The organism is Paeniglutamicibacter sp. NPDC012692, assembly GCF_042901625.1.
GTDB lineage: Bacteria > Actinomycetota > Actinomycetes > Actinomycetales > Micrococcaceae > Paeniglutamicibacter.
This window is the reverse complement of sequence record NZ_JBIBDE010000009.1, coordinates 31,201-58,199: the sequence shown is the minus strand read 5'-3', so window position 1 is coordinate 58,199 and position 26,999 is coordinate 31,201. Positions and strand designations below refer to the sequence as shown.

The 26,999-nt window shown below is 58.7% G+C and carries 23 protein-coding genes and 1 pseudogene; 10 read left to right on the top strand and 14 right to left on the bottom strand.

All coding sequences use genetic code 11. The features are described from left to right. Positions 1–154: 154 nt before the first annotated feature. The 10 genes from ACFY5D_RS21125 to ACFY5D_RS21080 form a co-directional block, all read right to left on the bottom strand. Positions 155–1,480 carry a Y-family DNA polymerase gene (locus ACFY5D_RS21125; RefSeq protein WP_387534383.1) on the bottom strand — a complete coding sequence of 442 codons (1,326 nt, stop codon included), beginning with the start codon at positions 1,478–1,480 and terminating at the stop codon, positions 155–157. After that, the gene (locus tag ACFY5D_RS21120; RefSeq protein WP_387534391.1) at positions 1,459–1,842 is read right to left on the bottom strand and encodes a LexA family protein; all 384 of its coding nucleotides are present in this window, start codon (positions 1,840–1,842) and stop codon (positions 1,459–1,461) included. The genes ACFY5D_RS21125 and ACFY5D_RS21120 overlap by 22 nt, the downstream gene beginning before the upstream one ends. Positions 1,843–2,517: 675 nt before the next feature. Then, a complete protein-coding gene (gene parA / locus ACFY5D_RS21115; protein WP_387534381.1) occupies positions 2,518–3,168 on the bottom strand; it encodes a ParA family partition ATPase in 651 nt (216 codons plus the stop codon). Between the two features lie 78 nt (positions 3,169–3,246). After that, positions 3,247–4,389 (bottom strand): hypothetical protein, encoded by a 1,143-nt coding sequence (locus ACFY5D_RS21110; protein ID WP_387534379.1) that lies wholly within the window; start codon positions 4,387–4,389, stop codon positions 3,247–3,249. A gap of 117 nt (positions 4,390–4,506) precedes the next feature. After that, positions 4,507–4,734 (bottom strand): hypothetical protein, encoded by a 228-nt coding sequence (locus tag ACFY5D_RS21105; RefSeq protein ID WP_387534377.1) that lies wholly within the window; start codon positions 4,732–4,734, stop codon positions 4,507–4,509. A gap of 75 nt (positions 4,735–4,809) precedes the next feature. Then, the gene (locus ACFY5D_RS21100) at positions 4,810–6,300 is read right to left on the bottom strand and encodes an AAA family ATPase (protein ID WP_387534375.1); all 1,491 of its coding nucleotides are present in this window, start codon (positions 6,298–6,300) and stop codon (positions 4,810–4,812) included. 56 nt (positions 6,301–6,356) lie between these two features. Then, on the bottom strand, positions 6,357–6,917 hold the full coding sequence (locus ACFY5D_RS21095) for a hypothetical protein (RefSeq protein ID WP_387534373.1): 561 nt from the start codon (positions 6,915–6,917) through the stop codon (positions 6,357–6,359). Continuing rightward, positions 6,917–8,038: a transglycosylase SLT domain-containing protein gene (locus tag ACFY5D_RS21090; protein WP_387534371.1), complete on the bottom strand. Its 1,122-nt coding sequence runs from the start codon at positions 8,036–8,038 to the stop codon at positions 6,917–6,919. The genes ACFY5D_RS21095 and ACFY5D_RS21090 overlap by 1 nt, the downstream gene beginning before the upstream one ends. A gap of 13 nt (positions 8,039–8,051) precedes the next feature. Continuing rightward, positions 8,052–9,512, bottom strand: a complete 1,461-nt coding sequence (locus ACFY5D_RS21085; RefSeq protein ID WP_387534369.1) for a hypothetical protein — start codon at positions 9,510–9,512, stop codon at positions 8,052–8,054. After that, the gene (locus ACFY5D_RS21080; protein ID WP_387534389.1) at positions 9,502–9,759 is read right to left on the bottom strand and encodes a helix-turn-helix domain-containing protein; all 258 of its coding nucleotides are present in this window, start codon (positions 9,757–9,759) and stop codon (positions 9,502–9,504) included. Before ACFY5D_RS21080 ends, ACFY5D_RS21085 begins: the two co-directional genes overlap by 11 nt. A gap of 282 nt (positions 9,760–10,041) precedes the next feature. Here ACFY5D_RS21080 and ACFY5D_RS21075 point away from each other — a divergent pair, with 282 nt between their 5' ends. The 7 genes from ACFY5D_RS21075 to ACFY5D_RS21045 all read left to right on the top strand — a co-directional run bounded on the left by ACFY5D_RS21075 (position 10,042) and on the right by ACFY5D_RS21045 (position 17,987). Continuing rightward, complete coding sequence (locus tag ACFY5D_RS21075; RefSeq protein ID WP_387534367.1) at positions 10,042–10,584, top strand: DUF6668 family protein; 543 nt, start codon at positions 10,042–10,044, stop codon at positions 10,582–10,584. A gap of 12 nt (positions 10,585–10,596) precedes the next feature. Continuing rightward, a complete protein-coding gene (locus ACFY5D_RS21070; RefSeq protein ID WP_387534365.1) occupies positions 10,597–10,878 on the top strand; it encodes a hypothetical protein in 282 nt (93 codons plus the stop codon). A gap of 38 nt (positions 10,879–10,916) precedes the next feature. Continuing rightward, positions 10,917–11,618 carry a hypothetical protein gene (locus ACFY5D_RS21065; protein WP_387534363.1) on the top strand — a complete coding sequence of 234 codons (702 nt, stop codon included), beginning with the start codon at positions 10,917–10,919 and terminating at the stop codon, positions 11,616–11,618. A gap of 255 nt (positions 11,619–11,873) precedes the next feature. Continuing rightward, positions 11,874–13,148, top strand: coding sequence for a hypothetical protein (locus tag ACFY5D_RS21060; protein WP_387534361.1), 1,275 nt, complete (start codon positions 11,874–11,876; stop codon positions 13,146–13,148). Then, the gene (locus tag ACFY5D_RS21055) at positions 13,148–14,659 is read left to right on the top strand and encodes an SCO6880 family protein (RefSeq protein WP_387534359.1); all 1,512 of its coding nucleotides are present in this window, start codon (positions 13,148–13,150) and stop codon (positions 14,657–14,659) included. The genes ACFY5D_RS21060 and ACFY5D_RS21055 overlap by 1 nt, the downstream gene beginning before the upstream one ends. Further along, the gene (locus ACFY5D_RS21050; RefSeq protein WP_387534357.1) at positions 14,659–16,251 is read left to right on the top strand and encodes a hypothetical protein; all 1,593 of its coding nucleotides are present in this window, start codon (positions 14,659–14,661) and stop codon (positions 16,249–16,251) included. The genes ACFY5D_RS21055 and ACFY5D_RS21050 overlap by 1 nt, the downstream gene beginning before the upstream one ends. Beyond that, positions 16,248–17,987, top strand: coding sequence for a type IV secretory system conjugative DNA transfer family protein (locus ACFY5D_RS21045; protein WP_387534355.1), 1,740 nt, complete (start codon positions 16,248–16,250; stop codon positions 17,985–17,987). Before ACFY5D_RS21050 ends, ACFY5D_RS21045 begins: the two co-directional genes overlap by 4 nt. A gap of 263 nt (positions 17,988–18,250) precedes the next feature. Here ACFY5D_RS21045 and ACFY5D_RS21040 read toward each other — a convergent pair. Continuing rightward, positions 18,251–18,460: pseudogene (locus tag ACFY5D_RS21040) on the bottom strand (helix-turn-helix domain-containing protein); the annotation flags it as partial. 240 nt (positions 18,461–18,700) lie between these two features. Between ACFY5D_RS21040 and ACFY5D_RS21035 the strand changes: the two are divergent. Next, a complete protein-coding gene (locus ACFY5D_RS21035) occupies positions 18,701–20,263 on the top strand; it encodes a LuxR C-terminal-related transcriptional regulator (protein WP_387534353.1) in 1,563 nt (520 codons plus the stop codon). A gap of 1,008 nt (positions 20,264–21,271) precedes the next feature. On the opposite strand, the gene ACFY5D_RS21030 is transcribed toward ACFY5D_RS21035, so the two are convergent. The 3 genes from ACFY5D_RS21030 to ACFY5D_RS21020 form a co-directional block, all read right to left on the bottom strand. Beyond that, positions 21,272–22,909, bottom strand: coding sequence for an ABC transporter substrate-binding protein (locus ACFY5D_RS21030; protein ID WP_387534351.1), 1,638 nt, complete (start codon positions 22,907–22,909; stop codon positions 21,272–21,274). Positions 22,910–23,172: 263 nt separating this feature from the next. Then, on the bottom strand, positions 23,173–23,694 hold the full coding sequence (locus tag ACFY5D_RS21025) for a flavin reductase family protein (RefSeq protein WP_387534349.1): 522 nt from the start codon (positions 23,692–23,694) through the stop codon (positions 23,173–23,175). Next, the gene (locus tag ACFY5D_RS21020; protein ID WP_387534347.1) at positions 23,691–24,266 is read right to left on the bottom strand and encodes an NADPH-dependent FMN reductase; all 576 of its coding nucleotides are present in this window, start codon (positions 24,264–24,266) and stop codon (positions 23,691–23,693) included. Before ACFY5D_RS21020 ends, ACFY5D_RS21025 begins: the two co-directional genes overlap by 4 nt. Positions 24,267–25,123: 857 nt before the next feature. Here ACFY5D_RS21020 and ACFY5D_RS21015 point away from each other — a divergent pair. Both ACFY5D_RS21015 and ACFY5D_RS21010 read left to right on the top strand, forming a co-directional pair. Further along, positions 25,124–26,233 (top strand): LLM class flavin-dependent oxidoreductase, encoded by a 1,110-nt coding sequence (locus ACFY5D_RS21015; RefSeq protein WP_387534345.1) that lies wholly within the window; start codon positions 25,124–25,126, stop codon positions 26,231–26,233. Between the two features lie 29 nt (positions 26,234–26,262). Further along, positions 26,263–26,649 carry a RidA family protein gene (locus ACFY5D_RS21010; protein WP_387534343.1) on the top strand — a complete coding sequence of 129 codons (387 nt, stop codon included), beginning with the start codon at positions 26,263–26,265 and terminating at the stop codon, positions 26,647–26,649. The last annotated feature ends 350 nt before the right edge of the window (positions 26,650–26,999 follow it).

Here is a 26,999-nt window from a genome sequence, read left to right as displayed (position 1 = left end):
GAAAACCGCATCATTCCGTGCTGAGTAAATGATGCATTGCTCACTTGAGTAAATGAGTAAGAAGCGGCGTGAGCAGAAGACGCCATTGACGCGAGCTGGGGAGCCGCAAATACAATCGTTGGTACCCAAAAGCACCAGCCCGAAGCGTGAGCCGCTAGCTAGCCTTCACGATCAGCAGTTCGTCCCAGTGCGTGGTGTAGCGCGGTGACATCATGTCCCGGCGCATCGTCCACTCGGGGCCGGCCTTCATCCCGGCCAGACCGAGGCCCACGGCGTTGGCGCCGTGGCGCTGTTTAATCTTCTGGATCAGCGGGCCGATTTCCTTGGCCTCGTGGGGGTTCACGAAGGGATCGAACGTTTCCTGGGTTCCGGTCGGGCGAAGGTCGGTCACCACGATTCCGGCGCGTGCGTATTTGATGCCGTTGATGATCTGGGGAAGCAGTTCCTTGGCGGCGCGGGTCAACAGCAGCGGATCTGCGGTGGGGCCGGGCAGGGCAATGGTGACGGCCGGCTGGTGGTTGTCCTTGGTGTTGTAGTGGCTGGTCATCGCCCAGGCGCTGAGCACCTTGGCTTGGCGTTGGTGCTTGTGCAGGCGTGCGGAGGCCTGTTGGGCATAGATCCCTAGGACCTGTTCCATGCCGTGGGTGTCGGTGATGGGGGTGGAGAAGGATCTGCTGAAAATCAGCTGGTCCTTGATCTCGTGTTCTTCCTCCATGGGGATGCACGGTATGCCGCGCAATTCCAGGATGGTGCGCATCATGACGATGGAGAACCTATTCCGTAGCATCACCGCGTCAGCATCACGAAGGTCTTTCATGGTCCAGATCCCCAGGCCGTTGAGGCGCTTGGTGAGGCGCGGACCTATCCCCCATGTCTCCACCGTACTCAGCTGTCCAAGCAATTGCTCGCGGTCAGCCAAGGTAACGGCTTCCCACACACAGACACCATCAAGGTTCTGAAATTTCTTGCCGCAACGGTTAGCCAGCTTGGCTAGGGTTTTTGTTCGAGCTATCCCCACACAAACCGGCAATCCAAGATGATCCATCACGTCCTGTTTCATACGTCGTGCAAGGTCTTGCAGCTCAGACAGCGTGCCTCGGACGCCGAGAAATGCCTCATCGATGCTGTAGACCTCGACCCATGCCGAGTGCCGCCCCAGCAGCTGCATCACGCGGGAACTCAGGTCGCCGTAGAGCTCGTAGTTGCTCGATTTTGCGACCAGTCCCGCCCCGCGGAAGGTTGCGTCGCTTTCCAGCTTGAACCAGGGTGCACCCATTTCCACGCCCAGGGCTTTTGCCTCGTCGGAGCGTGCGACGGCGCAGCCGTCGTTGTTGCTCAACACGATGACCGGCCGGCCAATGAGCGTTGGATCAAATGCCCGTTCGCAGCTCACGTAGAAGCTGTTCACGTCCACGTGGGCAATGTAATCTTGCGAGCTCCCGTTTAACGGAAAAGCACCTAGTTCAGACGGTGCAGACATGTTTCGGCAACTCCCCACACAGTGAGGGAAGCCAGCTCCCCCACTGCAAGATCTGGATAGTCCGGGCTTTCGGCTTGCAGTACGACTCCTTGCGGAGTGAGGCGTAGACGCTTGACGGTCATTTCGCCGTCCAGGATGGCCACCACCACGGAACCGTCAACGGGTTTGCGGGCTCGGTTCACGATGAGTTCATCCCCGTCCGCGATCCCGGCGCCCTGCATGGAATGGCCCGACACGCGAACGATGAAGGTGCTGGTGGTGTCGTGGATGAGGTGCTCGCTGAGGTTGATGGACCCAAGGAAGTAGTCTTGGGCCGGAGATGGGTAGCCAGCAGCCACGGAGGTCTCGGCGACCGGCAGCATGGTTTGGTCGCTGTCACCATCTATGGAACGTATGTTCTGCACAGTCATCATTGCACCCCAATTTATAGAAATTTAGTTCTACATAAGGATACGTCCGCTACCCACGCTTTGCTCTGCCTTACCCTTGGATGGTGAAACTCATTGGAACCATCGAAGTAGTGAGCAGCCCCGAGAAGGGCGTTAGGGAAACGAGCATTGAAGCCGAACAATACGATGATGCGTATGCGGAGCTCGTAAATGCTCTGGCTGCGGGGGAGCGGCTACTGTCTGTGCGGCGTGGGTAGAACAAAAAAGTGCGACCCCCCAGAGACAAAGCCGGGGGGCCGCGGGTTGTTCCCATGAAAGAAACACTGTTTGCCGAAGGGCAAGTATTTGGCTGTCTCAACAGTACAGAAGCGGTTTGCTTCTGGCCATGCCGGTGATGGTATGAGTATTTACTCACTTACTCATCAGGGAGTGAATCAATGTATGCGGTGAGGAAGTCTCGGATACTTTTGTGTTCGCTGCGAGCAACGTGAATTTTCAGCTTGGTGTGTTTGCTTTGGGCCAGCTCAAAGTTCACGCGAACCATAGGCTCTGCAGGAGTCACGTCATTGAGACTTGCCATTAGGCGGGCTTTCTCCGATTCCGACTTTACACTTGGGCGTCCCGCGCTGAGCCCTGTTCTCTTTGCACTCATTTGCTTACTGCCTCATGTTCATTCAAGAGCGACACAATTTCTGCGCTGAGTTCCATCATTTCCCGAGCGCCTTCTGAGCGTGGGTAATCTTCAATTACCGTTGATCCGCCGGCCGCAGTGCCGGGGTAGTCAACGCGTTGGTGGATCTTGGTGGTGAGGACCGGCAACTCGTAGTCCTCCAGGATCACGGAAATTTCCTTCCCGATATTTGATCCCGTGATAGCGCGGGAGACGATGAATGCGGCTTGCAGCTTTCCATCGGTAATCTCAATCCGCTGCTTGACCAAGTCCACCAGGTCTGCGGTCGCCCAAATGTCGTATGGCGAGGGCTGGACCGGGATGAGGATGAAGTCTGATGCCTTAATGGCCGATACAGCCAGGTCGCTGGCCTGGGGAGCGCCGTCAATGATGACAAAGTCCACTGGCGCGAGACTCTTCACGTCGCGCTCGATGGTGGGTCGATCCATGCCTACAACGGAGATGGGGTGTTCTTCCCGCACAGCGGCCCAGTCCCTAGCGCTGCCTTGCGGGTCAGAATCGATAAGCAAGACGCTATGGCCTGAGTGCTGTAACGCGGTGGCCAAGTGAGTGGCGATCGTTGTTTTGCCAGCTCCACCTTTTTGGTTCAGTACCGCGATGGTTTTCATGAGTCTCCTTCGGCCTGCTTAGTGAGCGGATGAGTAAATGATGCGTTACTCATTACCTTATCATGAGTAAATGAGTAACTACTCATATTTTCTTGTGCGCAACGCTCGGATCTGAGCAAGTGCCACGATTTTGGCGGGGGAGTCCTGGCCAATACGGTTCGCTTGTTCCTCACGTTCTTGACGCAAGCGGGCGGTCGTACGAACGGCTTGTGCCCGGCGTTCCAACGCCTCGACGCTCGATCGTTGATCACGTGATCGGAAAGGTTCGCCAGCGGTCGTCCGCCACGCGGAAAGACGCTTGCGCATCCACCCTCTAAGACGTGGGGCGGAGTCGCTGAGGGGGATACCCGAGTATGGCCACGGGTCACCGGTGGGTTGGAAATCGAGGGCATGGTGGAGATCCGCAACGGTCCAACCAGCGATCAGGAAATCTCGAACGACGGATGCCACATCTTTGGAGCTCATTGGACGCAAGAGGAAAATGCGGCGACGGAGCTCCGAAGCTGCGGAAAGACGCTGCTTTGTCGATGCTGTCGTTTTGTGGGTGGGCCAATTGAGTTCTGGACGATAGGGCGTTTGGTGAGTAGGTGCGGCGGAGCCGCCGGTTTCATATTCAGACGGCGTAGCCGTTCCTTCAAAGTGGTTTTCTCGCGCGCGTGTATGGGTTTCTTTTAAGTTCTTAAGGTGAGAACCGCCTAGGGCGGGAGGGGTGCCAAATTCTTCAACACCATCAGAGGTGGTTGGTTTGACGACGTGCAGGGGGGACGGCGTGCAAAGTACGTAAACAGCGGCTTCGTTGGTGCGTTCTCCGTCTGGCCCGACCGTCGCGTATGTGGCGCTGCGTCCGCTGGCGACGACGCCAAGTAGGCCCCATGTCTGCAAGGTTTTGAGTGCGCGTGCGATGGTCCGTCGGCTTACGCCAACGATTTCACATAGGTACTGCCATCCTGGGCGGGTGGTCATGGATTCGTAGTCGGCGCGCTGGATTAGCGCGCCGAGCGTATTGCGCAGTGTCTTGCGTGATGATGCGTAGCAACGGGCGAATTCTGGGGTATCTGCTAAGGCGCGCAGAACGTCATTCCCGTGTGCTGCCCTGGCAGAACCGGTAGGCACAGCGCGTAGCACAACATCGCGTGTGGTCTCTTTGTGCCGAGAGACACGTCGTTTGCGGTAAATAGCAGGTGTTGGTTCCTGCGCAAGTGTGTGTAAAATAGCAGACACAAGGCTCCTTGAAAAAGGGTGTGTTTGTGAGAGCTATTCACCCGGTCCCGCCAAGAACATGGGGCGAATAGCTAAATTACTTGAGTGAAGGCCCGTCTCGTACGGGCCTTCTTCTATTTAAGAAGCGTGCTTGATCGGCAACTCCGTTTGACTGTCAAGTGCTGCAATGTCGATAGTGCCCAACTGTTCGAGGACTATGTCCGCGATGAAGTCACTGGCAGAAATTCCCTGTGCCTTGGCAACGGCAAAAATCTTCTCAGCCTGCGAGGTGGGAATACGGGTCGTGAATACATGCCGGTCGCCCTTGGAAGGACGCCCGACTCTGCTGCGCGTTAGATTACCCATAGAAGCAATTTACATTTCAGAAATAACTGCACCAAGGACTCCATCCGGTGTGTCGCGATATATTTACCCAAGTCATCACCGCCGATTCGTGCTCAAACCATTGGCCACGGCGGCAGCCGCGGCAAGCCAAGCGCGTTGCGCTGAAGGACGTAGCGCTTCGTAGGAAATCTGACCGTCAACAAGTGCCGGATCATGGGGGATCTGCACAGCTTGCCGCACCAGGGCTTCATAGCCGTTGGCCACGTGTTCCAAATCGGCGCGAGTGGCCTTGGGGTCTGCTTGCGAAATGACTGCCACGGCTTCACGGGCGAGCCTCGCCGAGTGTTCGTTGCGCTCTGCCAGCGCTTCCAGGAGCAGTGCGCCGGCTTCGGCGTGGTCGTTGCGGGTTGTGGTGGCCACGACGATCTGGTCGGCAAGGTCGATCATGCGCAACCACATGGGGTCTGATTCGTCGTTGCCGCTGTCGATGAAGATCAGTCGGTAGTACTTGGCGGCTACGGCGTGGATGGCGTCCACGTCGGCCGGCTCCACGCGTTGCTCGTGTGCCAGCGCCATCGGCTTGGAGCGCAGCACATCGAATTTGTCCCGGGTTTGGTGGTGCACGAAGTGCGCCAGGTCTGCGGACTGCGCCCCGGTGCCCAATAACTTTTCTGACTGGGGGAGTAAGTCGAGCAAGGTTGCCTCGTGTGGGCCCTGCTCGGTGCGCCAGCCTAGGGTCCCCCGGGTTTGGTTGTTGTCCCAGGAGAGCACTCCTGCGCCTCCGTAGCGGGCGAAGATGGCGCTCAGAAGTACGGTGGTTGGGGTCTTTCCTGCGCCTCCTTTGCCGTTCACGATGGCGATGGTGCGTGGCCCTGGCCAGTGTTGGCTGACGGCCTGCACATCGTCCCGTTCGGCCCGTTCATCCTCGCTGGGAGCCATGCGCATTCCCATGCGGGTGAGGCTGCCGCGCCATCCCTTGGAGGCCGGTTCTTCGACCTGTTCCTTGGTCAGGAAGCTTTGGCGGGCCTCGCGACGCGTGCCGGGGCTGGCCGGTTGCTGCGCTTGACCCGTGCCGTTGGCGTTCGGGGTGGATGATTTCCGGGCGAAGGGGTTTGCCGCCTGATTTCCCGTGGCGGGCGCCTGTGGCGCGTTTGTTTCGGGTGCGGTTGCTTCGGGCGCGGAAATCTGGGGGGCTGTATCTGCGCCGGGAACCGGCTGGGGGCTGGTGGTCGGCTGTTCTATTTCCGTGGCCGGGGAGGGGTCCGCGGGGGTGCTCTGTCGCTTGCGGATCGGCGCAGCGGTGGGTTCGGACGGTTCCTCGTGGACTACCCGGGGAACATTTTCCGTGTCGGCGTCCACGGTGCCGTCCGGGTGGACCTTGACGGGCCAGGTTCCTTGCTCGTCGGTCATGAGGGCCCGCACGGGCGCGCCCTGGCTGGCCGCGTGGGCGATCACGAGGGCCAGGGTCTTGGCTCGTGCTTCCTCTTCGTTGGTCGCCTCGAAGTCGTGGGTTTGATCCTCAATGGTGACCGTGGCTGTTCCGTCCGCGTTGACGGTGGCTTCAATGATGTTTCCGGTGGTGCTCATGGTGTTCTCACTTTCTGTGAAGGAGTGAAACCTTGATGGATGGGGCTTCTCGGGGGTTACTGGCCGGAGGCGGTGTAGTCCCTGATTTGGTAGGGGGCTTTGTCTGTGAAGGTGAAGAAGAACGTTGTTTTTCCTTCCCCTGCCCAGGTCTCCCCATCTGCGGTGACCCATTGCCAGGTTGCATTGACGGCGATGCTGTTTTGCTCGTGGTGCGCGGTTTCGATTTTGACGGTGGGTTGGCTGGTCGCTTTCTTGGCGGCTGCGTTCAACCATTCCTCGCCGGTTGCCGGTCGCTCGGGGGCGATGACTTCTTTCGCTCGTTCTGCGGTCATGAGTTTGCGGGCGCGCATTTCTGCATCGGTGCGGTTGAAGTCCTTGGCCGGGTTCCAGGTCGTCATGATCTTGGCCGCCTCGAGCGCAAGGGCAACCTTTGCCGGATCTTCATTGGCGTGGCCTTCCTCGTGCACCCCGGAACCCGGGCCAGGCGCTGCCGTCGCGGTTGGATCTGGCGTGCTGGCTGGCGCCGGTCCAGGTGCGTTGTCGGGCGGGCTGCATGCGGCCAGGCTCAGCGTGATTCCAACGAGTGCTGAGGTGATCATGAGTGGTTTTAGTTTCATCAGATATTCACCTTTTGCTGTCGAAGGATCGGTAGTGGGTCGATGGTTTTTCCGTTGTTGACCGCCGGGCGATCAAACACGGAGGTTTTGGGGTCGTTGATTTGGAAGTGCACATGAATGCCGCTGGAATTTCCGGTGGCACCGGGCTTTCCCAGTGGGGTTCCCTTTGTCACCACGTCGCCGGTTTTGACGAGCAGCGAATGATCCATGGCCTCGTGGAACTCAAAGACCAGGTAGGGGGCTTCGGTCATCTGCGCGAAGAGGTAGTTGCCGTAGAATCCGTAAAGCTTGTCCGGGGAGCCGACGCTGACGTAGGTGATTTTCATGTCGGTGGGTGCGTAGAAGAACGGCTCCGAACCGGCGAGGTCGATCCCCTCGTGGTACATCAAATATGGTTGTCCCGCGCAGCTGGACAGGGGGCATGGCCGTGGGCCGAAACCGGAGGTCAGGCGTGAGGCGGGAAGCGGGTGCGCCCATTCGCCGGCTCGCAGGTCCCCGAAGTCGAAACCGCCCGGGGCTTCACAGGTGGAAGAAAACTCAAGTTGAGCGTTCTTCATGATCTTCTCCACGTACTCCTCGGTTTCGGCGAACGGTGGGATGCCGCCGTATTTCTGGACGTTGCCGGGGCCGGCGTTGTAGGCCGCAAGGGTGAGCTTGAGCTTTTGGTTCTCGTTGGTGGCCAGGTCCGCCACGAAATCGGACAGGTGCTTCATGTAGCGGCCCTGGGCATCGATACCCGCAAAGGGATCCAGAACATCTTTTCCGTTACCCCAGGTGGCCCAGGTGCCGGGCATGAACTGCGCGATTCCCGCTGCCCCGACAGGTGATTGTGCCTTGGGGTTCCAATTGGATTCTTGCTGGATCTGCGCGGCAATGATTCCCACGGGCAGCCCTGCGGTTTTGGCGGCCGCTTCCACGGCTTCTCGGTACTGTTCCGGGATGCTCTCTTGTGGCTTGTCGGAGTCGCCGGCCGGTTCACCCTGGATCACGCATTGGCCGTTCGGGTCTACCGGGGGTTCATCATTTGCGCCCAAAAAGATGATCACCGGAGTGAGCACGAGCAGCAGCAAAGCCAGCAGCCCACCAATGACGAGTTTTGCCGAGCTTCCGCTTTCTTCCATGGTGCTTCACCCCTTACTGCGTGCGATTGGAGCGGTAAACGACGGTGTTTTCGAGCTGCGTTGCCACCAGGTAGATGGCATCGTTGGTGACGAGTTCGGGGGCCGGATCTTCTGTGCGGTAGTTATCCCACGTCATCATTTCGGCTTCGGGATGGGTCAAGTCCATCGTGACGGGGCCGTTGTTGGTGTTTGCGTAGACGGTGGTTCCGTGGATGCTGGTGATCGATGCCGATTTCAAATCGGTCAGTGCCGCAACGCTTCCGTAGCTCACACCGATGGAGCCGATGGCCGCCGTGTGGGCGTCCCTGTCCACGAAGAGGTCATCCGAAACGCTCGGGATTGCCCGTGGCTTAGCAGTGGCTACGAGCTTCCCGGTGGTGGTGTCGAGCACGCCCATCAGGCGCGTTCCCTCATCCCAGGCCAGCAGCAGGTGCGACTCATCGAGCGTCCAGACACGGCTTGGGTACCTGGTGGTTCCCTCCGGGGCTGCAAAGCTTTTCTCGGCGGTGATTGTCCCGTTGTTGTCGAGCGTGTAGATGGTGTTTGCGCTCAGGGTGGTGATGCCGCCGTCGGCGGTGGTGTTCAGGACGGTGGATCCGGGGGGAATCATCACGTTGTGGAGCTTCCCGGCCCCATCGGGTAGGCGAATGTACCAGTCGCCCAGGTCGATGTATGGCAGTGCTACATCGGTTCGCGCGCTCTGCCCTGGTTCCAGCGCAATCGCGGTGGGGGAGACGCTGTAGGCGTCAGGGGGCATTGTGGTTGGCCAGAGGCGCAGCTCTTGGCCAACGACGGCGGCATACACGCTTTGTCCTGCCCAGGTGGTCTGATGCATAGCGTGCAGGTTCTCGGGGGCACCGGCGCCCCGCCAGACTGGTTGCCCGGTCTCGGGGTTCCGTGCGGTGACCGATCCATCGGGATCAGCGGTCAAAAGACGCTCCGCACTGATCATGTTCACGGTGCTGCCTGTGGCCACCGTGTGGCTCCAGGCCGCCGTGGGTGCGTGCTGCGGCGGCGGGGCTGCTGGAAGGGTTGCGCCAACTCCTTGGGGAACATAGGCCGGCGCTTGTGCTTGTGGCTGGTTGGCAACGACCACCGCGGCGGTGACACCCCCCAGGGTGAGCACGGCAAGAGTGCCCACCCCGGCAATCAACAGGTACTTGGTGCGCTTGGTGTTGCGTTCCTTGCGCAGCTTTTCCGCTTCATGCTGTTCGGAGAGGTCGAGGACCTCACCCGTCGCGGAAACGATCATGTCCCAGGAATCGTCCGTTGATGCGTCAATGGCACGGACACGCACGACACCCAGGTGGTGCCGGTGGAGCTTGGCGACAATCGCCGCGATACCTGCTGCGACGAAATCATCGTCGTCGGCCAGGGGTACCGCGGCTCCGTCGAGGGTCACAGCCTGGGAGCCCTCGCTGATTTGCAGCGTATAGACAGGGAAGGCCGGGACCTTCTCGGGATCAGTCGTCATCTACCTCACCGCTGGCTGGGTCATTTACGGGATCGTTCAATTCGTCGCTGTGGAGCAGGAAGGCACGCAGGTCTTCCTTGCGGAAGCGACGGACACGGGGGCCCACCGCGATGGATTTCAAGCCGAACTTTTGGCTCCATTTCAGGATCGTGCCCGTCTTGACGCGCATGAGTTCGGCAATCTCTTCGGTGGTAGCAAGGTCCGGTAGTTGCTCCAGAAGGCTGTCCACTGCTGCGGGATCATTCATCTTCACTTCTCCAATGTGCGTGATGGGAGCTAATCGAGTCAACGCATTTAAGCCTATTTTTCACAAATATGTACTTTTGTACACATTTGCGCGTTTAGGGAGTTTAAGGCGTTTAAAGCGTTGATATTGATTAGAGCCCGTGTTTATGCTGGGGCTGCAAGAACAGTTTATGGTGGCGATAACGCTTAGGAGAGCGGGTCTATGTCTGGCGTGTCTAACCCTTTTGCCCCTTCTCAGCGGAAGATACCGCAGGTAGATTCTTTCGACATTCGAGATGACCTCATGGGCGATGACCTGGTGGTCACCGGCCCGACACGTCCCGGCTTGTCTCCGACGCTGGAAGCACCTGCAGAAGCATGGGAAACCCAGAACGTAGGACCCCTCGAAGGATTTGCCGTGATGGGGCTCCACGGAGGCGCTGGCGCCACAACCATTGCCGCCCTGCTGGGCGAAGGTGCCTCGGACGTTGGAAGGGCTTGGCCCATCTCCCAAAACCCCTGGACGGCCAAGGCCTGGCCTATTCCGGTGATCGCAGTGGCACGCAACGACTACTCAGGACTACGAGCCGCCGACACCTTCGTCAGGTCATGGGCCAATGGGCAGCTCACAGGATCCAATCTCTCGGCGTTGGTTCTGATCGACGCCGGCCCAAGAACCAGCGATGCCCGGAAGAAAGCAACCAAACGCCTACTGCGCATGGTTCCCCGAGGCACACATCTTCCTTGGATGGACTCGTGGCTTGATGCCCCACCAGAACCGGCACGGTTGCCGGTACGCATCAAACGCATCATCAAACTGCTCAACGCACCGGCACCGACAAATTAGAGAGGAACCATCATGTTTCTACAAGTTCTCACCACCGGAATAAACATTGCCGCAAGCATTCCGAACCCCACCCCGGAACAGCCGCCAGGCACCGAAGGATTTACCACGATCCTGAACTGGATTGCCTGGGCGGTCATCATCCTGGGCGTAGCCGGTTTCCTGTGCTCGGCCGGCTTCCTTGCCTTTGCCTCCTTCACGGGGCGTGAGATCAACGGCTTCAAGGGCCTGATCATTTCCTTGATCGTCTGCATCCTGGCAATCAGCGCAGGAACGATCATCAACGTCTTTGTATAGGCCTCCGCCTAAACGCATTCAGGAAAGGAAGTGTCCTCATGGCCGAGTCGGATCCATTGGGAAGAAATTGGAAGCTTTGGGGTGGCGTCCTGGCGTTCATTGCAGCGGTTGTTGTGCTGGGACTCATTTTTGTCCCACGCAATGTCCCCGCGCCGGAAGCCGCACCGGCCACGGCTCCCGCAGCATCATCGCCGGTGGAATCTAGCCAGCCAACGGCTTCACCGTCCCAGCCGCTTGCCGGCGACTGCCCGGCACTGAGCACGGATACTTCCTTTCCCAATGACGCACCTGCAACTGAGTGGAAACGCCATCCTGCCGGGATGCTCCTACCAGTCTCAACGGAGCACGGGCCAGCCAAGCAAGACGGTGATTTTTGGCGCTGCTTTAGCCATACGCCAACCGGTGCCGTCATGGCCGGAATTGCTTTGAGCTTCGATTTCTCTTCGGGTGGTTCCATCGATGCCGCTGTTGATTCACCCAACCGTCAGAACCTCTTCGCAGAGGTAAGCAGTATTCCAGCGTCGAGCGATTACCCGTTGGTTTCGGGTTTCCGAGTCATGAGTAGCAACAAGGACAGCGCATCCATTGAGTATCTTGCGGCAGAAGCAGGAAAACACGGAGCTATCCGTTTTTCCGTGCTTTGGGATGACAAAGCTGGCGACTGGCGATTAGACCTATCCGCTGGAATGTCGGAATGGAAGCTGGTTAATGATCCATCGGGCTTCACCGACTGGAAGTAGCGATTAGACATGGCTGAATGCAAACCTTGGGATTTCGGTTGCGTTGTTGGTGAGGGCCTGGGCAATCTTGCCGATAGTGCGATTACTGACTTTGTGAAATCCATTTATGACGGGGCAGTGGCCTTCGTGGCACAGGTCTCGACATTTTGGTTGGACTCGCCCAGCCCCGACGTTGCCAACGGTGCAGTTCTAAGCCTCCGCGCGGACATGTCCTGGTACGTGGCAGGGTTTGCAATCCTTGGCTTCCTGGTCGGCTTGGTCAGGCTCGTACTTTCACAAGATGTAAAAGGAAGCCTGATCGGCATAGCGACACCGATCGTGAACCTCATCCTGGCAACCGCCGCCTACGCAACCGGCATTGGTCTCCTGCTGACTGCCTCGGATGAGTTCTCCAAGTGGATCATCGAAAGATCCACGGGCGGTGAGATCGACCTGACCCAAATGCTCACGGCTAGTTCGGCATTGCTGGCCAGCCCCGGCACGGCATTCCTGTTGTTCATCCTGTTGCTGCTTGGTGCGATCATCAACCTCTTGTTCATGTATTTCCGAGACGTGATGTTCCTGATCCTGTCCGCTTTCATCGTCGTGTTGGCCGCTGCTAGCGGCTCGGAGCAAGGCCGCCAGGCTTGGCGCAAGGCCAATGGCTGGCTGATCGCGTTGCTGCTTTTCAAGCCCGTCGCGGCGGGCATTTATTCCCTTGGCTTCCGAATGCTCGTCACCGACAACGGCGCTGGCGGGGAAGAAGCCTCCGTTACCGATGCGATGCACTCAACATTGATTGCATTGTTGATCCTCTTGCTGGCTGCGTTGGCATTGCCGGCCTTGATCAAGTTCATCGTCCCCGCCGCGGGCGTCGGCGCTGGCGCATTCTCAGGCGGTGCAGCGCTCGGGGCTGGTGTCACCCTCGCGGCTGGTGCTGCGGTGCTCGCCACTGGCGGTGCGGGTGCGGTTGCCGGTGGCGCTGCTACCGCCGGACGCGGCGCGTCTGCCGGGGCCGGGGCAACTGCGGCTTCAAGCGGGGGCGGTTCCACTGCTGGCGGCGCCAGCCCCAATACCGGGCCTGGCGGTTCTTCCCCTGGTCCCGGTGGCGGAAACTCCGGTGGCGGGTCCGGTGCCTCCCAGACAATCAGCGGCACTGATTCGCCCAGTGGATCCAGTGCGGGGGGCAACTCCGAGGCCTCGAGTAGCAGCACGGGTGCATCAGCAACTGGCTCACCAAGCGGCGGATCAACCGCATCTGGCGGCCCGTCTTCCTCAGACAGCGGCGCTGGGGCTTCAAATCGCTCTGGCACTCCTGGTGGGGCTGGCTCGATCGGTTCGAGCTCCAACGGCTCATCAGCAACTTCCGGTTCCGGCCCGTCGGGGGCAAACGCCCCTGCCAGCGGGCAGAACCCCCAGCCTTCAGCGGGTGGCCCTTCCGGGGCCGGCGCCCCTGGCCGCACAGCAACCGCAACCCAAAAAATGGGTGACCTCAACCATCTGGCCCAGGGCGCCAACCCGAACCGTTTAGTGGAAGAAGGCGATGAGTAATGGCTCAAGCAGATGTTCGGATCGAACCGAATACTTTTGGAAACTTCACGGTGCCCCGCCGTTCCGGCCTGATGGGGCTTTCCATGGGCCACAGCCTCGCGTTGGTTCCGATCATCCTCATCGTGATCATGCTGGCGGCGCGTGGCTGGATTCTTGCATCGGTCATCGTCATCGGGATCACGGTTCTCGGTGTCGTGCTGCTGTTGGTCACCAAAAAACAAGGACGTTCGATTTACGGGAGAATCATGTTACGGGCAGCTCAGCGCAGGAAAGTAGCCACCAAAACCCACGTCTATCTCTCAGGCCCGGCCGGGTTCACGCCCGATGGCCAGGTACGGCTTCCCGGCTTGATGGCTAAGTCTCAGCTCACCGAGTCGGTTGACTCCTACGGCAATCCGTTTGGGTTGATCCGGCTATCGTCACGCGGCCACCACAACTATTCGGTGGTGCTTGAGTGCTACCCCAATGGAGACAGCCTGATTGATCAGGTTGACGTGGATAACCAGGTGGCGCACTGGGCCAATTGGCTCACGCAGCGCGGGTTGGATGAGGGCATTCGCGGGGCATCCGTCACCCTTGAATCCTCGCTCGACTCCGGTCTGCGTCTGCAAAAGCTTCTGGCCGAGAATCACCGCGACGATGCACCGGACTTCGCCACGCGTGTGGTGCAGCGAATCGCGGATACCGATAATTCCAACGCTCCGGAACTCGTTGCACGCATTTCCCTCACCTTTGATGGCCGTCAGGTCGATGGCAAGGGTGGGGATCGTGGAATGGAAGAGATGGCCGAAGAAATCGGCAACAGGCTCCCCGGCATCGTCTCGGGATTGGCCAACACCGGTGCCGGCGCGGTTCGCCCGTGCGGCGCACAGGAAATCATTGATTTCACCCGTGTCGCCTATGACCCGACCACTGCCGCCGCGGTGGAAGAGGCCCAAGCCAATGGCGGCACCGGCCTGGGCTGGGAAGATGCTGGCCCGTCCTTTGCCTTGGATGCCTTCGATCACTACCGTCATGACCGGGCCGTATCGAAGAGCTGGACGATGTATGAAGGCCCGCGAGGGGCCTTCACCTCCAACTCGCTGGCTCGCCTGACTGCTCCCAGCGCCGGGGCGCTACGCAAGCGCGTGACCCTGCTCTACCGGCCCATCCCGGCAGACCAGACCTCATCGGTGGTTGAGAACGAACAGAAGGATGCAATGTTCTCCGGCTCCCAACAGCGCGTGTCGGTGCGTGCCCGGCAACGGCTCGCCGCAGCCCAGAAAACGGCCCAAGAAGAAGCACTTGGATCGGGTTTGACACGCTTTGGCCTGATCGTGACCATCAGTGTCAAGGATGCCGAGGATCTGCGCCGCTTTGATCGAACGGTTCCCGGCATGGTCAGCCATGCCAAGTTGCGGGTGCGCGAGGCCCTCGCGAATCAGGCGGTGACGTTCCAGGCGGGGTTGCCCCTCGGCGTGGTGCTTCCCGATCACATGATGCTTCCCGACGAAATCAGGACGTGGTTCTAATGTCGCTCGACCAAAAAGAAGTCACCCCGGCCCCGGAGCAACTGACACTCACCAAACGCGATGTGGCACGGCTCGAACGGTTAGCGAAGAAGGCCGCGCCGAAGCCACGGAAGGAACCTGGCCTTTTGGCTCGCCTCATGGCCGAAGGCGCACAATCCCGTCTGGCCCCCGGTGCTACCGGGTGGAATCGTCGCGGCGGCGGCCCGGTCAACTTCATCGAACCCCCCGTAGAAATCCAAGGCTCCAGTGTCCAGGTCTGCGGGTTCTGGCCCTTCGTCAACGGTGCCGGCCTCCCAACCATCGGCGTTCCCCTGGGTCGCCACCTGCTGCGCAACACGTTGGTGACCGGGGATCCGGTGTCGTGGTTCCTGAACGGGATCATTTCCAACCCCTCCGCTTTTGTGCTCGGGCAGCCGGGCCTGGGCAAGACCTCGTTGGTGCACCGCTTGATTGCCGTGCTCTCGGCCTGGGGAGTGGTCCCCATGATCCTGGCCGATTCACGCCCCGACTACGTCCCGCATATCCGCGCCTTAGGTGGCCAGGTCATCACGTTTTCCCCTGGCCAGGGGCATTTGAACCCGTTGGATCTTGGGCCGCTGGTGGCCAGCCTGAACGGGATCGAGGATGAGAAAGCGCGCGACATTGCGATCAATGAAATGATCAGTCGCCGCCGCTCCCTCATGGAGGGCATCGCTTCCATGATGCTCGGTCGCCCCTTGAAGCCGCACGAATCCACGTGCTTGTCCGTGGCCATCAATGCGCTCGACCCGAACCTGCAGAATCCGCCGTTGCTCGGGGACCTGGTGGACTTCATCCGTGAGCGTCCCGAAATCCTGCGTCAGAACGTGTTGGCCTACGACAATGACCATGAATACGATCAGCGCCTGCAAGCCCTGCTGGATGCGCTGATCAACCTCGGCCCATCCGGGGCCTACGGGGACATGTTCGCCCAGCCATCGGACGCGCACATCATTCCCGGGGTTCCGGTGGTATTCGATATTTCCGGGGTGAATGAGAATGACAGCGTGTTGGTCGCCGCCGTCCAGTCCTTGTGCTGGAATCTTGGCTCTGCCACGGTATCGGCCGAACAACACTTGGCAAGTGCCGGCAAGCGCAAGCGCCGCACCTACTTCCTGGTGATGGATGAGCTGTGGCGCATCCTGCGCGCTTCGGATGACATGGTGCACTTCATTGACACGATCACCCGCCTGAACCGCGGCCGGGGCATCGGCCAGATCATGATCACCCACACCATGAACGACCTGCGCCTGAGCAAGGAGCATTTGACCGCTACCGCTTGGGGATTCGTGGAGCGTTCCTCGATGGTGTTCCTGGGCGGGTTGGCGCCCTCGGAAATGGGCAACCTTGAAGAGGTCTTTGCCCTGTCCTCGAAGGAAAAAGCGTTGATGACCGACTGGACGGGTGAAGCCGTGGTCGACCCCAAGACCAACAAGGCAGATCGCCGTCCGGGCGCCGGGCACTTCATCTTGAAGATCGGCAAGAACCCCGGGACCCCGTTCGTCACCAACCTCACCGACCTCGAATTCGAAATCAGCGACACCAACAGCGCTTGGGAAATGGTGCGCTCATGATCGGTGCAGATCCCCGCTCCGGGCGCAAGAACCAGCCAGCAAACGACGAGGCGCTGTGGATGTTCGGCGGTGGCGTCCTAAGCCTGGTGATCGTGGGCGTGATGTTGTGGACGCTCGGGGCGATCCTCGACCCATCCGTTGAACAGACCTCCAACAACCCGATCCAGCTGCTCATGGATCAGGGCCGCGGATACGCACCGGTCGGAGGCATCCAAGTCCTCGTGTGTGCCCTGGGCATGTCGCTGCTGGTGGCGGTCGCGGTGATGTTGGTGGTGGTTTACCGGCGCAACACCACGAACCGCTCGCGCGTTGACCATCTGGCAAGGGAAATGGCTCATTCCAAGGACTTCGCGGAGCTGGGCGAAGCCGCCGCCAAAGCGGACATGCAACGTCTCGGCGCTGAAAAAGCCGGGGTGGGTGTTCCCCTGGCGGTTCTGGTCAACAACGGCAAGCCGCTGTATGGCTCGTGGGAATGGGTGCAGATTTGGTTGATGGGCCCTCGAGCCGGTAAGACTACCTGCGTATGCATTCCGCAGATCCTCGAAACCAATGGGCCTGTGCTGGCCACCTCGAATAAGCGGGACATTGTGGACATGACCCGGGGGCCGCGCGCCCGCGTGGGCACCGTCTGGGTGCATGACGTGCAGGGCATCATCGGTGAGGAACGTTCCTGGTGGTGGAATCCGTTGTCTTTCATTCATGACATGGAGACTGCCGAGAAGCTGGCCGACGTGTTCGTTTCCTCGGCCACGGATGCCGGGGCCAAGCAAGATGCCTACTTCGAGTCGGACGGTAAGCGCCTGCTCTCGCACCTGATGTTCGCTGCGTCGATAGGCAAGCGCCCCATCACCGATGTTTTCCTGTGGGCACAAGACCCGGAAGATATGTCTGCACGCGATATTCTCCATGACGGTGGATTCGTGGCGTTGGGCCAGGCGCTGGAACAGATCCAGAAGCTCACCCCGAAGCAGCGTGACGGCGTGTATGGCACCATGCGCCCGTGGGTGAACGTGCTCTCCTACGAGCAAGTTGTTCCCTGGCTGCGCCACAACGGGGCCAACCGCCCCGAGTTCAACCACAAGGCATTCGCCACCTCCACCGACACCCTGTACCTGGTCTCCAAGGAAGGTGGCGGTTCCGCACGCGCCATTACGGCCGCATTGGTCATGGCGGTGATGACCGAAGCCGAAAAGACAGCGGCCACGCAACCAGGGGGCCGGCTAAAGACCCCGATGATGGCAGTGCTCGACGAGGCGGCGAACGTGGTGCGCTGGCGCGAGCTGCCCGACGTGTATTCCCACTACGGGTCACGCGGCATCATCGTCTCCACGTTCTTCCAGTCCTACAGCCAAGGCGTGGAAGCCTACGGCGAAAAGGGCATGGCCAAGCTTTGGGGAGCTGCGAATATTCGTGTGGCCGGGCGCGGCCTCTCCGACGATAAGTTCCTGCCATTCCTCTCCCAACTCATTGGAGATAGGGACGTGATGAAACGTTCCTCAAGCACCAGCGGCAAGAGCGGGCGTTCGGTATCTACCTCGCTGCAACGCGAAAAGACGATGGATACCTCAGACCTCGCGGCGTTGCCCAAGGGTCGGGCCATCCTCACCGGCTCGGGAATGCCAGCAGGACTGATCCGGCTACAGCACTACTCCGAAAAGCCCTACGCCAATGATGTAGAGCAGTCCAAGGAATACTACGAAGACCTTGCCGTCAGCAACGGCAGATTGTGCTCCTAAGAATTCAAGACAACCGCAACAAGGGGAGGGTGATCCAGTCTGTGACTGGATCACCCTCCCCTTTTGATTTATGTTTTACTCCGGATCTCAGGATGATCCGTACGGAAATTCACGCTAGAGGATCAAGCGGCGGTGAATGTAGCGGTTAGTGCCCGCCTGCTTGCTTGTTTGCTTGCTTGCTTGCTTGCTTGCTGCCACTGTCCGTCGACGACTGAACTGAACGTCCAATGTTCTCTGCACTGCACCAAAAGCTGAACGCTGACTTAAACGGCAATCTCTCCGGAGCGTTTGATGACACGGTAAACGGTGGACCGGGCTACGCCGAAGAGTTCGGCAATTTCGACAGTTGTGTGTGTTCCCGCCCGGTGCACGAAAACCAGGTGTGCTTCCTGGGCTTTAGAGAGCTTGGGTTGTTTTCCGCGCAGCTTGCCCTTTGCCTTGGCGACGGCCATCCCCTTACGGGAATGTATACGTTCAGAGCAAGGACGATCTGGTCAACCCTGAACCGCTTAGCGTGATTTTCCGTACCGCTCATCCAAGCCACCCCAAGGAACGCCCCCGCCGCGAGCGCAGCCGCTGGCGGCTTCCGCGCTGGCCGCCAGGGCGGAAACCTGTTAGTGAAGGCGTAACTTTCAAGCCCTATTTGTGTAGATGGGATAACGATCCTTGTGAGAACCTTCAGATAACCATGCGTCAACCTTAGGATTCGAAACATGAAGAATCGATTTGTCACGATCGGCGTCGCAGCACGTGAAAGCGGGGTTTCCGAGTGGCGCTTGCGTTCATGGGAGGATTCAGGTCTACTTAGCCCCGTCCGCAGCGCCGGAGGATATCGGCTCTTCAACGAAGAGACCATCGATCGGGCCCGGAAACTGGCAGTGGAGCTTGAAGGGACCGAACGCCTGGGTCGCTTGGGCATGGCGCACGCGGCCTCGGTTGGCATCGACCCCATTGCCACGGCCCCCGCTGTGGACAGCGACGATACCCGGATGGTGACACAGTTCGAGTTGCTGCGTTCCATCACGCATGACCTGCAGTCGAGCGATGATACCCAACGTTCCGTTGTGTTCGTTCTTGCCCAGGTGGCAAGTTTTCTCGGGGCTGACGCGGCGGCGATCGCGCTGGCGGACTTGGTGCGCCAGAAGATTGAGGTCTATTGCACCCTCGGGCTCTCGGATAAATTCACTCAGGCACTTGGTCCATGGAAACTGGGTCAAGGGTATGGCGGACAGGTCTACGCGCTGCGGGAGTCGATCTCTATCCCCGACCTGCTTCCGGTTGCGCGTCTCGGGCGAGACATGATCGCCGGCGAGGGTCTGCGAGCCTACGCATGCGTCCCGTTGCTTCGTGGATTGCGGCGGGTCGGACTCCTGGAAATGTACAAACGCTCGCCCGAACCTTTTCGGGTTGAGGACGTTGCTTTTCTCGAGATGGTCTCCGCAATCGTCACTCCATACATCGAGTCGGGCCGGCTGGAGCGGAAGGTTCATGACCTCAGGCAGGAACGAGCCCGACACTTCCGGACGCTGGTGTCGCAGTTCTCCGGGACGCTCGCCCGCCAGCGGGAACAGCACTTTGCCGACTTGCATGCCTTCGCGGCTGAATTTGGCGAGCCCGGTATCGGACGGCAGGAGACTGACATCGCTGCGGGGCTGGCTGAATTGGCCCAACGCGCCGAGCGCTTGCACCACGACGAGTTCGATTTCCTTGAACTTGTCAGGACCGGCATAGTTGACCGATTCTCGCAGGAACGAGGACTGCAATGCTCGCTGGAAATAGGCAACTGGCCTTCCACATTGTCTACCTCCCTGGCCTCGCGGCTGTACCTGCTGCTGGTTCGTCTGGCAGAAGAGATTGCCGCCGTCGCCGATGGCAACATGACCATCAAACTCGACTCATTACCCGACCGGATTTGGATTGGTCTGGACTACAGTACCGGCCGCCAGCAGCCCAGTGATCCGTATGCACCGAGTGACGATGCTGCCGGGATCATCGAGGAACTTGGGGCCAGCATCGGGACCTCCCGGTCCCCACAGTCCTCAAGCGTGAGTGTATCGGTACCCCGGCGTCGAGGAGAGGACCGGGGTGACCTGCTCACCCGGAGGGAGCGCGAAACTCTCGAAGCGATGCGGGGAGGGTTGAGCAATAAGGAAATCGCCGGCAACCTCCGAATTTCTTCCAAGACGCTGCAAAACCACATCACTGCCATTTATCGAAAGCTCCAGGTGTCCAATCGCGGCGAGGCCATTGCCTTCTTCGAGGACTCCGCAAACTGAAACTTCGAGAGGGGTCCCACACCGGCCGCGGCAGGGATCGCCCATCCTCTTTTCCTTCGCCCGTGACTAGCGTTGGCACAAGTCGGTCGGATTTCGATCGGCACGTATGCTCAGGCACCGGCGGACCGCGGAAAGGACGGATCGGCCGGGTGCAGTTTGAGGCCGAAGCATTCGTCAAGCGACTAGGCAGCATAGCGCGAACGGACCAATCGGACGGGTCAGTTTCAATCTCACTGCCACCAACAGATCCATGTTTCCACAGCCTTTGGAGGACCCCTTTAACTTCATTCTCTACCCCGGTCTTGCTTGACGCCACTAACCCGGTGCTTGCGGCGACGAACGAAATACCGCGCAAGTGGTGGTTACCGGTTTGCTCCGTACCGAAGTGTGGCAGGCACCCCAGATCCCTGGCGCGCGAAAGGTTGACAGTGCCGGGGAGCCCAGGTCCCCGCGAAGTCCTTGTAACATCGGCTCAAAATACGGATCTTGTCGAGCAAGCATCGATTTTCCTCGGATCATTGACCTGTACATGGAGGGGCTGGTGGATCTGGACAGCCTTGTCACAGACAGCATGCCTCTTGCATAGATAAATACGGCGCTCGAGCGCATGCTCAATGGCATGGGAACCCGCACAGTGACCGAATACGCATAGTTTGTCCGTCCGAGGGGTCCCTCCTGGCCATGTGGCCAGAATGGGCCCCTCGGACGTTGTCCACTGTGATTGATCCCGAAGGAATGCCAAGCGACGCCGTGCGACCGTCCGCCGGAACGCGGTGCAACGAAATACAAAAATGCGGTGTTGGCAGGCACAACCAGGGGATTCGAGCTGAGCCTAGGCGGATGGTGGATCTCCGGTCAAAGCGTCCGTGTATCGACGCTGAAAACGTGAAGGGCGGGAAGCTTGGCTTCCCGCCCTTCACGCTGATCGAGGAGACGTTCCCCTTTGAGTGCCAATCGCATTCATCGGGCAGGAGCTGGACGACCGGGGCCCCGGAAATGCCGGTGGTGCTATTTTCCACCGATCTGAGCGGCCCAGGGGTAGTACAGGAAATTGACCGATGGCGAAGCCCCAGTAATCCTGTTGTTCATCCACAAGAGGTTTGGCGTTTCGTAGAGTGGCAGCCACGGGATCTCCTCGTTGAGGATCTTCTGGGCTCCGAGAGACTCTTCTGCGCGCTTCTTCGGATCCTGGATTCCAATGGCCTTGGTCACGATCTTGTCGAATTCGGGGTTACTCCAGGACCCGTAATTGCTGAACTCCCCGGTACGCAGAACCGACATCACTTCGAGGGGATCGGGAGTGGAAAGGTACCAAATGTTGAAGAATAAGTCGGTTCCCTTGCGGGCCTCCGGATCCGAGAACAAAGATGTGTAGGAATCGGGGGTCAGCGTGTTGATTCTGGCTTTGAGTCCGATTGACTCTGCGGCCGCTGCGGTGGCCTGGGCAACGACATTGTGGGCGTTGCCCATGGGCGTGGTGGTGATCGTGATTTCTTGACCCAGAACACCGGACTCCTTGATGGCTTGGGTCGCGGCAGCGACGTCGTAGGGATAATCTTCAAGATTCCCGAACGCCGATTCGAGAATCTTGGGGTCGTTCGACGGCCAGACTGAATGTGGCGTCAAGGCGTTGGTTCGTTCGCCAAACCCTCCTTCTGCAGCTTGGACCAAGGCATTCCGGTCAATGGCCTGGAGTAAGGCCTTGCGAACTTCCGGCTTGCCCAACGGCCCGTCCGGATTCGTCGCAACCAGCGAGTTGACGACGGTGTTCTTGCCGAAATAGACCTGGCCGGCGCCTGAAGCGTTCAATTCGGCGACGGCGTTGCTGGGAATCAACCAGCCGCCGTCGACTTCCCCCGACTTGAAAGCGTTCATGCGCGCGCTGGGATCGGGCATGAAAATGAACTCAACTTCTTTGGACTTGGCCTTCAGCTCATTGTCCCAGTAGCTCTCAAAGCGCTTGAGTGTGAGCCGTTCACCGCTTTTCCACGAGGCAAGCTCAAATGGCCCCGTGCAATTGACCCCTGTGGTCGAATTGCCGTAATCAGCGCCCGACTTGCGCAGCGTTGATGCAGATTCGATCACCCCGGGCGCCCCGGACAAAGCAAGATTAACTTGCGAGTCGGGAGTATTCGTCGTGATGGTGACTTCGTTGTCTTTGGTCTTCTTGATCGAAGTGACGTTGGCGAACGAAGCCGCCCAATATGAGCCGACCGCTGAATCCATATGTCGACTAAGTGACGCAACAACGTCGTCGGCGGTGAGAGTCGTACCGTCGTGGAACTTTACGTCATCACGGATAGTGTAGACCCAGGTGGTGGGAGTCTTGTTTTCAAAGGCGGTTGCGAGTCCCGGCGAGATCGTCAAATCAGAGTTGAGCCGCAACAGGGATTCGCAAATATTCGAAAGAACTTGATTGTCTCCGTAGTCGAATGCATATGCATAATCTAATGTCGATGGTTCAGCATATGTTGACCACGTGAATTTATCGAGTTCATTTGACGCTTTTGGAGTGGTCGAAGTCAATTCAAAAGCTGGCTTTTCGGGTGCGGTCCCTGCGGCGCCAGGTTCGGCGCCGGAGCAGGCCGAGAGAGCGAAAATCCCCAAGGCCATGAACAGTGTTCCGGATATTGCTTTTTTTACCATAAGGTTCTCCAGAAGTTAGGGCAGCTCGATTGTCGAATAAAACAATTGCGATTGAATGTGCCTAGATCAAGCTAAATTTCTTGGTGCGTGAGTGGTAGCAAAACTGCATGCAAAGAGCCGCTGGTTGAACAGCAGGGCATGAAGTCGGCGGACAAATCCGCCGACTGTAGCAAGTCGGGTGGACACTGCCCTGAGGGTCTGTTGCAGCCTCCAGACGCCAACGTCCGGAGGCTGCAACAGGCTTTGAGTGGAAAGCCGTGGGGTTAGCTACTGAGACCCCTGTACTGTCCTTTGAAGAACAGCAAGGGGGCCTTTGCGTGCCATTCCTCCTGACTCATTTCGTTGACGCGGCCCACCACAATGTAGTGGTCGCCGGCCACGTGCTCAGAGACGATGTCGCAATCAAGCCACATGAGAGAGTCTTCGATCACGGGGTTGTTCCTACGAGTCGGACGCCAGGAAATTCCGGCCCACTTGTCGGTACCCTTGCGGGCAAACTGGTTGGAAATATCTTGCTGCGAATCGGCGAGTACGTTCACGGCAAACTTGCCTGATTCGCGGATCTTGGGATACGTGGTTGAGGTAAGCATTACGCTAAAGGAAATGAGCGGCGGTTCAACCGATACGCTGTAGAACGACTGGCAGGTAAAGCCAACGGGTTCATCACCATTCGTGCCGCTGATGATGGTGATTCCGGAGGCATAGTTGCTGAGCGTGGTGCGGAAGAGCTTCTGGTCTACGGCGCTACCGAGCTGGACGCCTTCGAGTCCCTGCATGGTTGTCATTTCACTAGTCCTTCAATGTTTTCGATGTCTTCAACGGACAAAGAATTTCCATTCTTTGTCGTCGCAAATGCGCCCACATGAGCCAGGCGAGTGAAGTTTCCGGAATATTCATCGACAATTTCCTGCACACGGGAATCGAGTCGATCCATCTGCGATGTCACGAAGTAGAAGCCGCGTCCTGGGACGATTGCTCCTAGTTCGGCAAATACGGGGAGGAAGGTGAAGGTCCCCAACGAATGCGTCTGATCGGCCCCGGTCATCACTGGAATTGCAACGACTCCAGCAAGTCCGTTGGCGGGGTATCGATCCAGGAATGCCTTGAGTAGGCCGGTATAGGTCGCCTTGTATGTCGGCGAAGCAAAGATGGCGACATCGCTAGCTGCGACCTTGGCGTTCAGTGAAGCCAGGTTGTCATTGGGCCACCGGAAGATTTCTTCGGCGTAGTCCGCGAGATCAATGACTTCAACTTGGTGCTCAACGGAATCGAAGAGCTTCTCGGCCAAGGTTTGAGCGACCTTGAGCGTCCGTGATTGTGGTTTTGGGTTGCCAACAACAATCGAAATTTTGAGCATACTATTCTCACTATCTCTGGCGGAGGAAGTGAGACGGAAAGATACGAATGCGAAGATTGCCGAATACCGGAACCAGGCGCGTGTATCTCTGCGCGTCTCCTGATATCACCGAGATTTTGTGACCCGATGTTCCCGCAACGGCTTACGCTGCGACCAGATGCGACATTCAAAGACAATTGTTGCCCGAGTCACATCAAGTGAAAAGTACTCTAAAGTACAGATCGCCACGGGTCAAGCATTCTGCGGGGTGCATGGAAAATGGGTTTGGATTGCGTCGAGTCAATCGGGAATCGAGCAAGAGGCCCGCGGCCGCGTCCGAGCGCAATGGCGCGCCGAGGTGATTTGCGAGCCGCCGTCCGTCGGCGCAGATTTGCCGACGATGCGTGAACGCCTTGACCGTTCGAAGTGGTGTGATAGATTTTCCGAACAGCTGGTGATTCGCGCCACATGTCACGCATTGGGGCGGATTCAAGCTGACACGCATCGTAAGCCGTTGCGATTCCACCGTTGCACAAGAATTCGGTGGTCCAAGGAAAGATGTCCGTAGCGCCCACCCGTGGGTTGCCCTTGGTTGAACTGTGCGCCCTTGTTTTTCGAGTTGGGTATGAGCCCTGTACCGGAAACGAGTGGGGTCGACTAACTCTGCCCCCCGGCTTTTGAGCGGTTTCGCCTTGCGGAGCCAGCGAGCCTCACCAATCCTGCGTTGCGTCGATAGCCATGTCCAATCACATTTGGATGTTCATTTGGCTCTCTGCGACATTCGGGTTCCGTGCTTCGTGCAGGCCTGAAGCGAGGGATTGGCCCAAACATCTGTCATTCGGAATTGACCTATGGTCGTCCCATCTGAAAGTGGAGTAATGAACAAGAAGATTGAAGTCGGAGTTTTCCTTCCCGTAGGCAAGAACGGTTGGATCCATTCCATGAACACGCCATACACGCCGGGAACCTTCGACCATGTTCTCGAGGTAACGAAAAAGGCCGAGGCATGGGGTTACGATTTCGTGCTCAGTCCGGCAATTTGGCGAGGGCTCAGGGGGCCGTCTGAGCATTGGATGGTTTCTCTGGAATCGGTGACCACCTCGGCCGCGCTTTTGCAGGCAACGGAGCGGATCAAGGTCATGACCACCGCGCACATGACGGTGTACCCGCCGGCGACCATCGCAAAAATGATTACGACCCTGGACCAGATTGGACCGGGCCGGGTTGGTCTCAATCTGGTGACCGGGGCCAGCTACCTCGATCTGAGCCACGTCGGCTTGTGGAAAGAAGAACTTAGCCACGGCGACCGCTACCGGCTGGGGGATGAGTGGATTTCCCTCGTGAAGCGACTTTGGACCGAACCGGTTGTTACCCACAAGGGTGAGTTCTTTGAGACCAACGAGGGGACCATGGGCCCCAAGCCGTCTGTCATGCCCACCTTGGTCAACGCGGGGTCTTCGCCCAGGGGATTGAAGTTTGCCGCAGAAAACTGCGATATCGCTTTCGTCGTGGCAAGCGACGAACCCATCTACATCGAGTCTGCGAAGCGGGCGAAGTCCATCGCGAAGGAGCTCAACAAGCCCGCTGTGAGGACCTTTGGTCTCATGCAGCTTGTTCCCGCGGAGACCGACGAGGAAGCCCAGGCGCTGCTCGAGCACTTCAATGCCGGCGTGGACTCGATCTGCGTGGACGATGTCAGGGCCGGATACCAGCAGAACCCGAGCAACAAGGATGTTAGCGAACTCTCGAAGGTAGTTGGCGACGACGAGTCAGACGCAGTTCCGGATTCCGCAATGGTCGGCTCATACGAATCCCTGGCCCGACGGATTGCCAACACGGTGCTCGAAGCGGACCTGGACGGCGTCCTGATCATTGTTCCGGATTACATCAAGGACCTGGATGCCGTTTCGCAGAAGCTGTTCCCACTCCTTGAGCAATTCGGCGTTTCCAGCAATGTCGGAACCGAGTTCGCGGTAGCGGCGAGCTAGCAATGAACTTGGAAGGAGCTGGGAGCGAAATGACAACAGAGCATTCAGGTGCATTTGTGCAAGAAGCACCGATAGCGGACGTACTGCGGGTTGGCAACACCATCTATATCGCAGGCCAGGTGGCAATGTTGCCAAACGGTGACGCACACGCCCCGGGCGACCACATTCGGCAGGCGGAAAAGATCTTTGAGATCATGGCGGAGCTGCTCGCCGAGGAAGGCGCCTCGTTGCAAAATGTGGTCAAGCTGACCACCTACTTCAGCATCCCGCTGAATCGCCAGGTCAGCGAGGAGCACTGGGACGTCAGACGTCGCGCCTTCGGCGAGCACCGGCCAACGAGCACCGGAGTGCAGGTTGCTGCCCTGTTTGACGATGACTATGTCATCGAGATTGATGGCATAGCTGTCATCGAGTGAGTAACGGATAACGAATCGGCCCGGAGTCGTCCACGCGGCTCTCCGGGTCGATTCGTCGTGCTCCGAAAAACCTAGTCGAGCCCGCAAATATTGAGCTATCGCGATCTATTGACCGTCGACAAAAATCTGATAGATTCTCATGTGTAGCCGTAGCCTCGCTTGCATCTGCGTATCGACGACGGGGTTTTGACTGCTATTTCAGGGCAGCGTAAGCCGTTGCCCTGCCGCCGAGCCACAAGACCTCGGTTGTGCCAAGAGACCTCAGTGATTGCACACATTCTGACATGTGTGACGGTATTTCCGAATCGCCGGGTCTCTCATTTCCCTCTCACTGCATCGTAGTAAGAAAT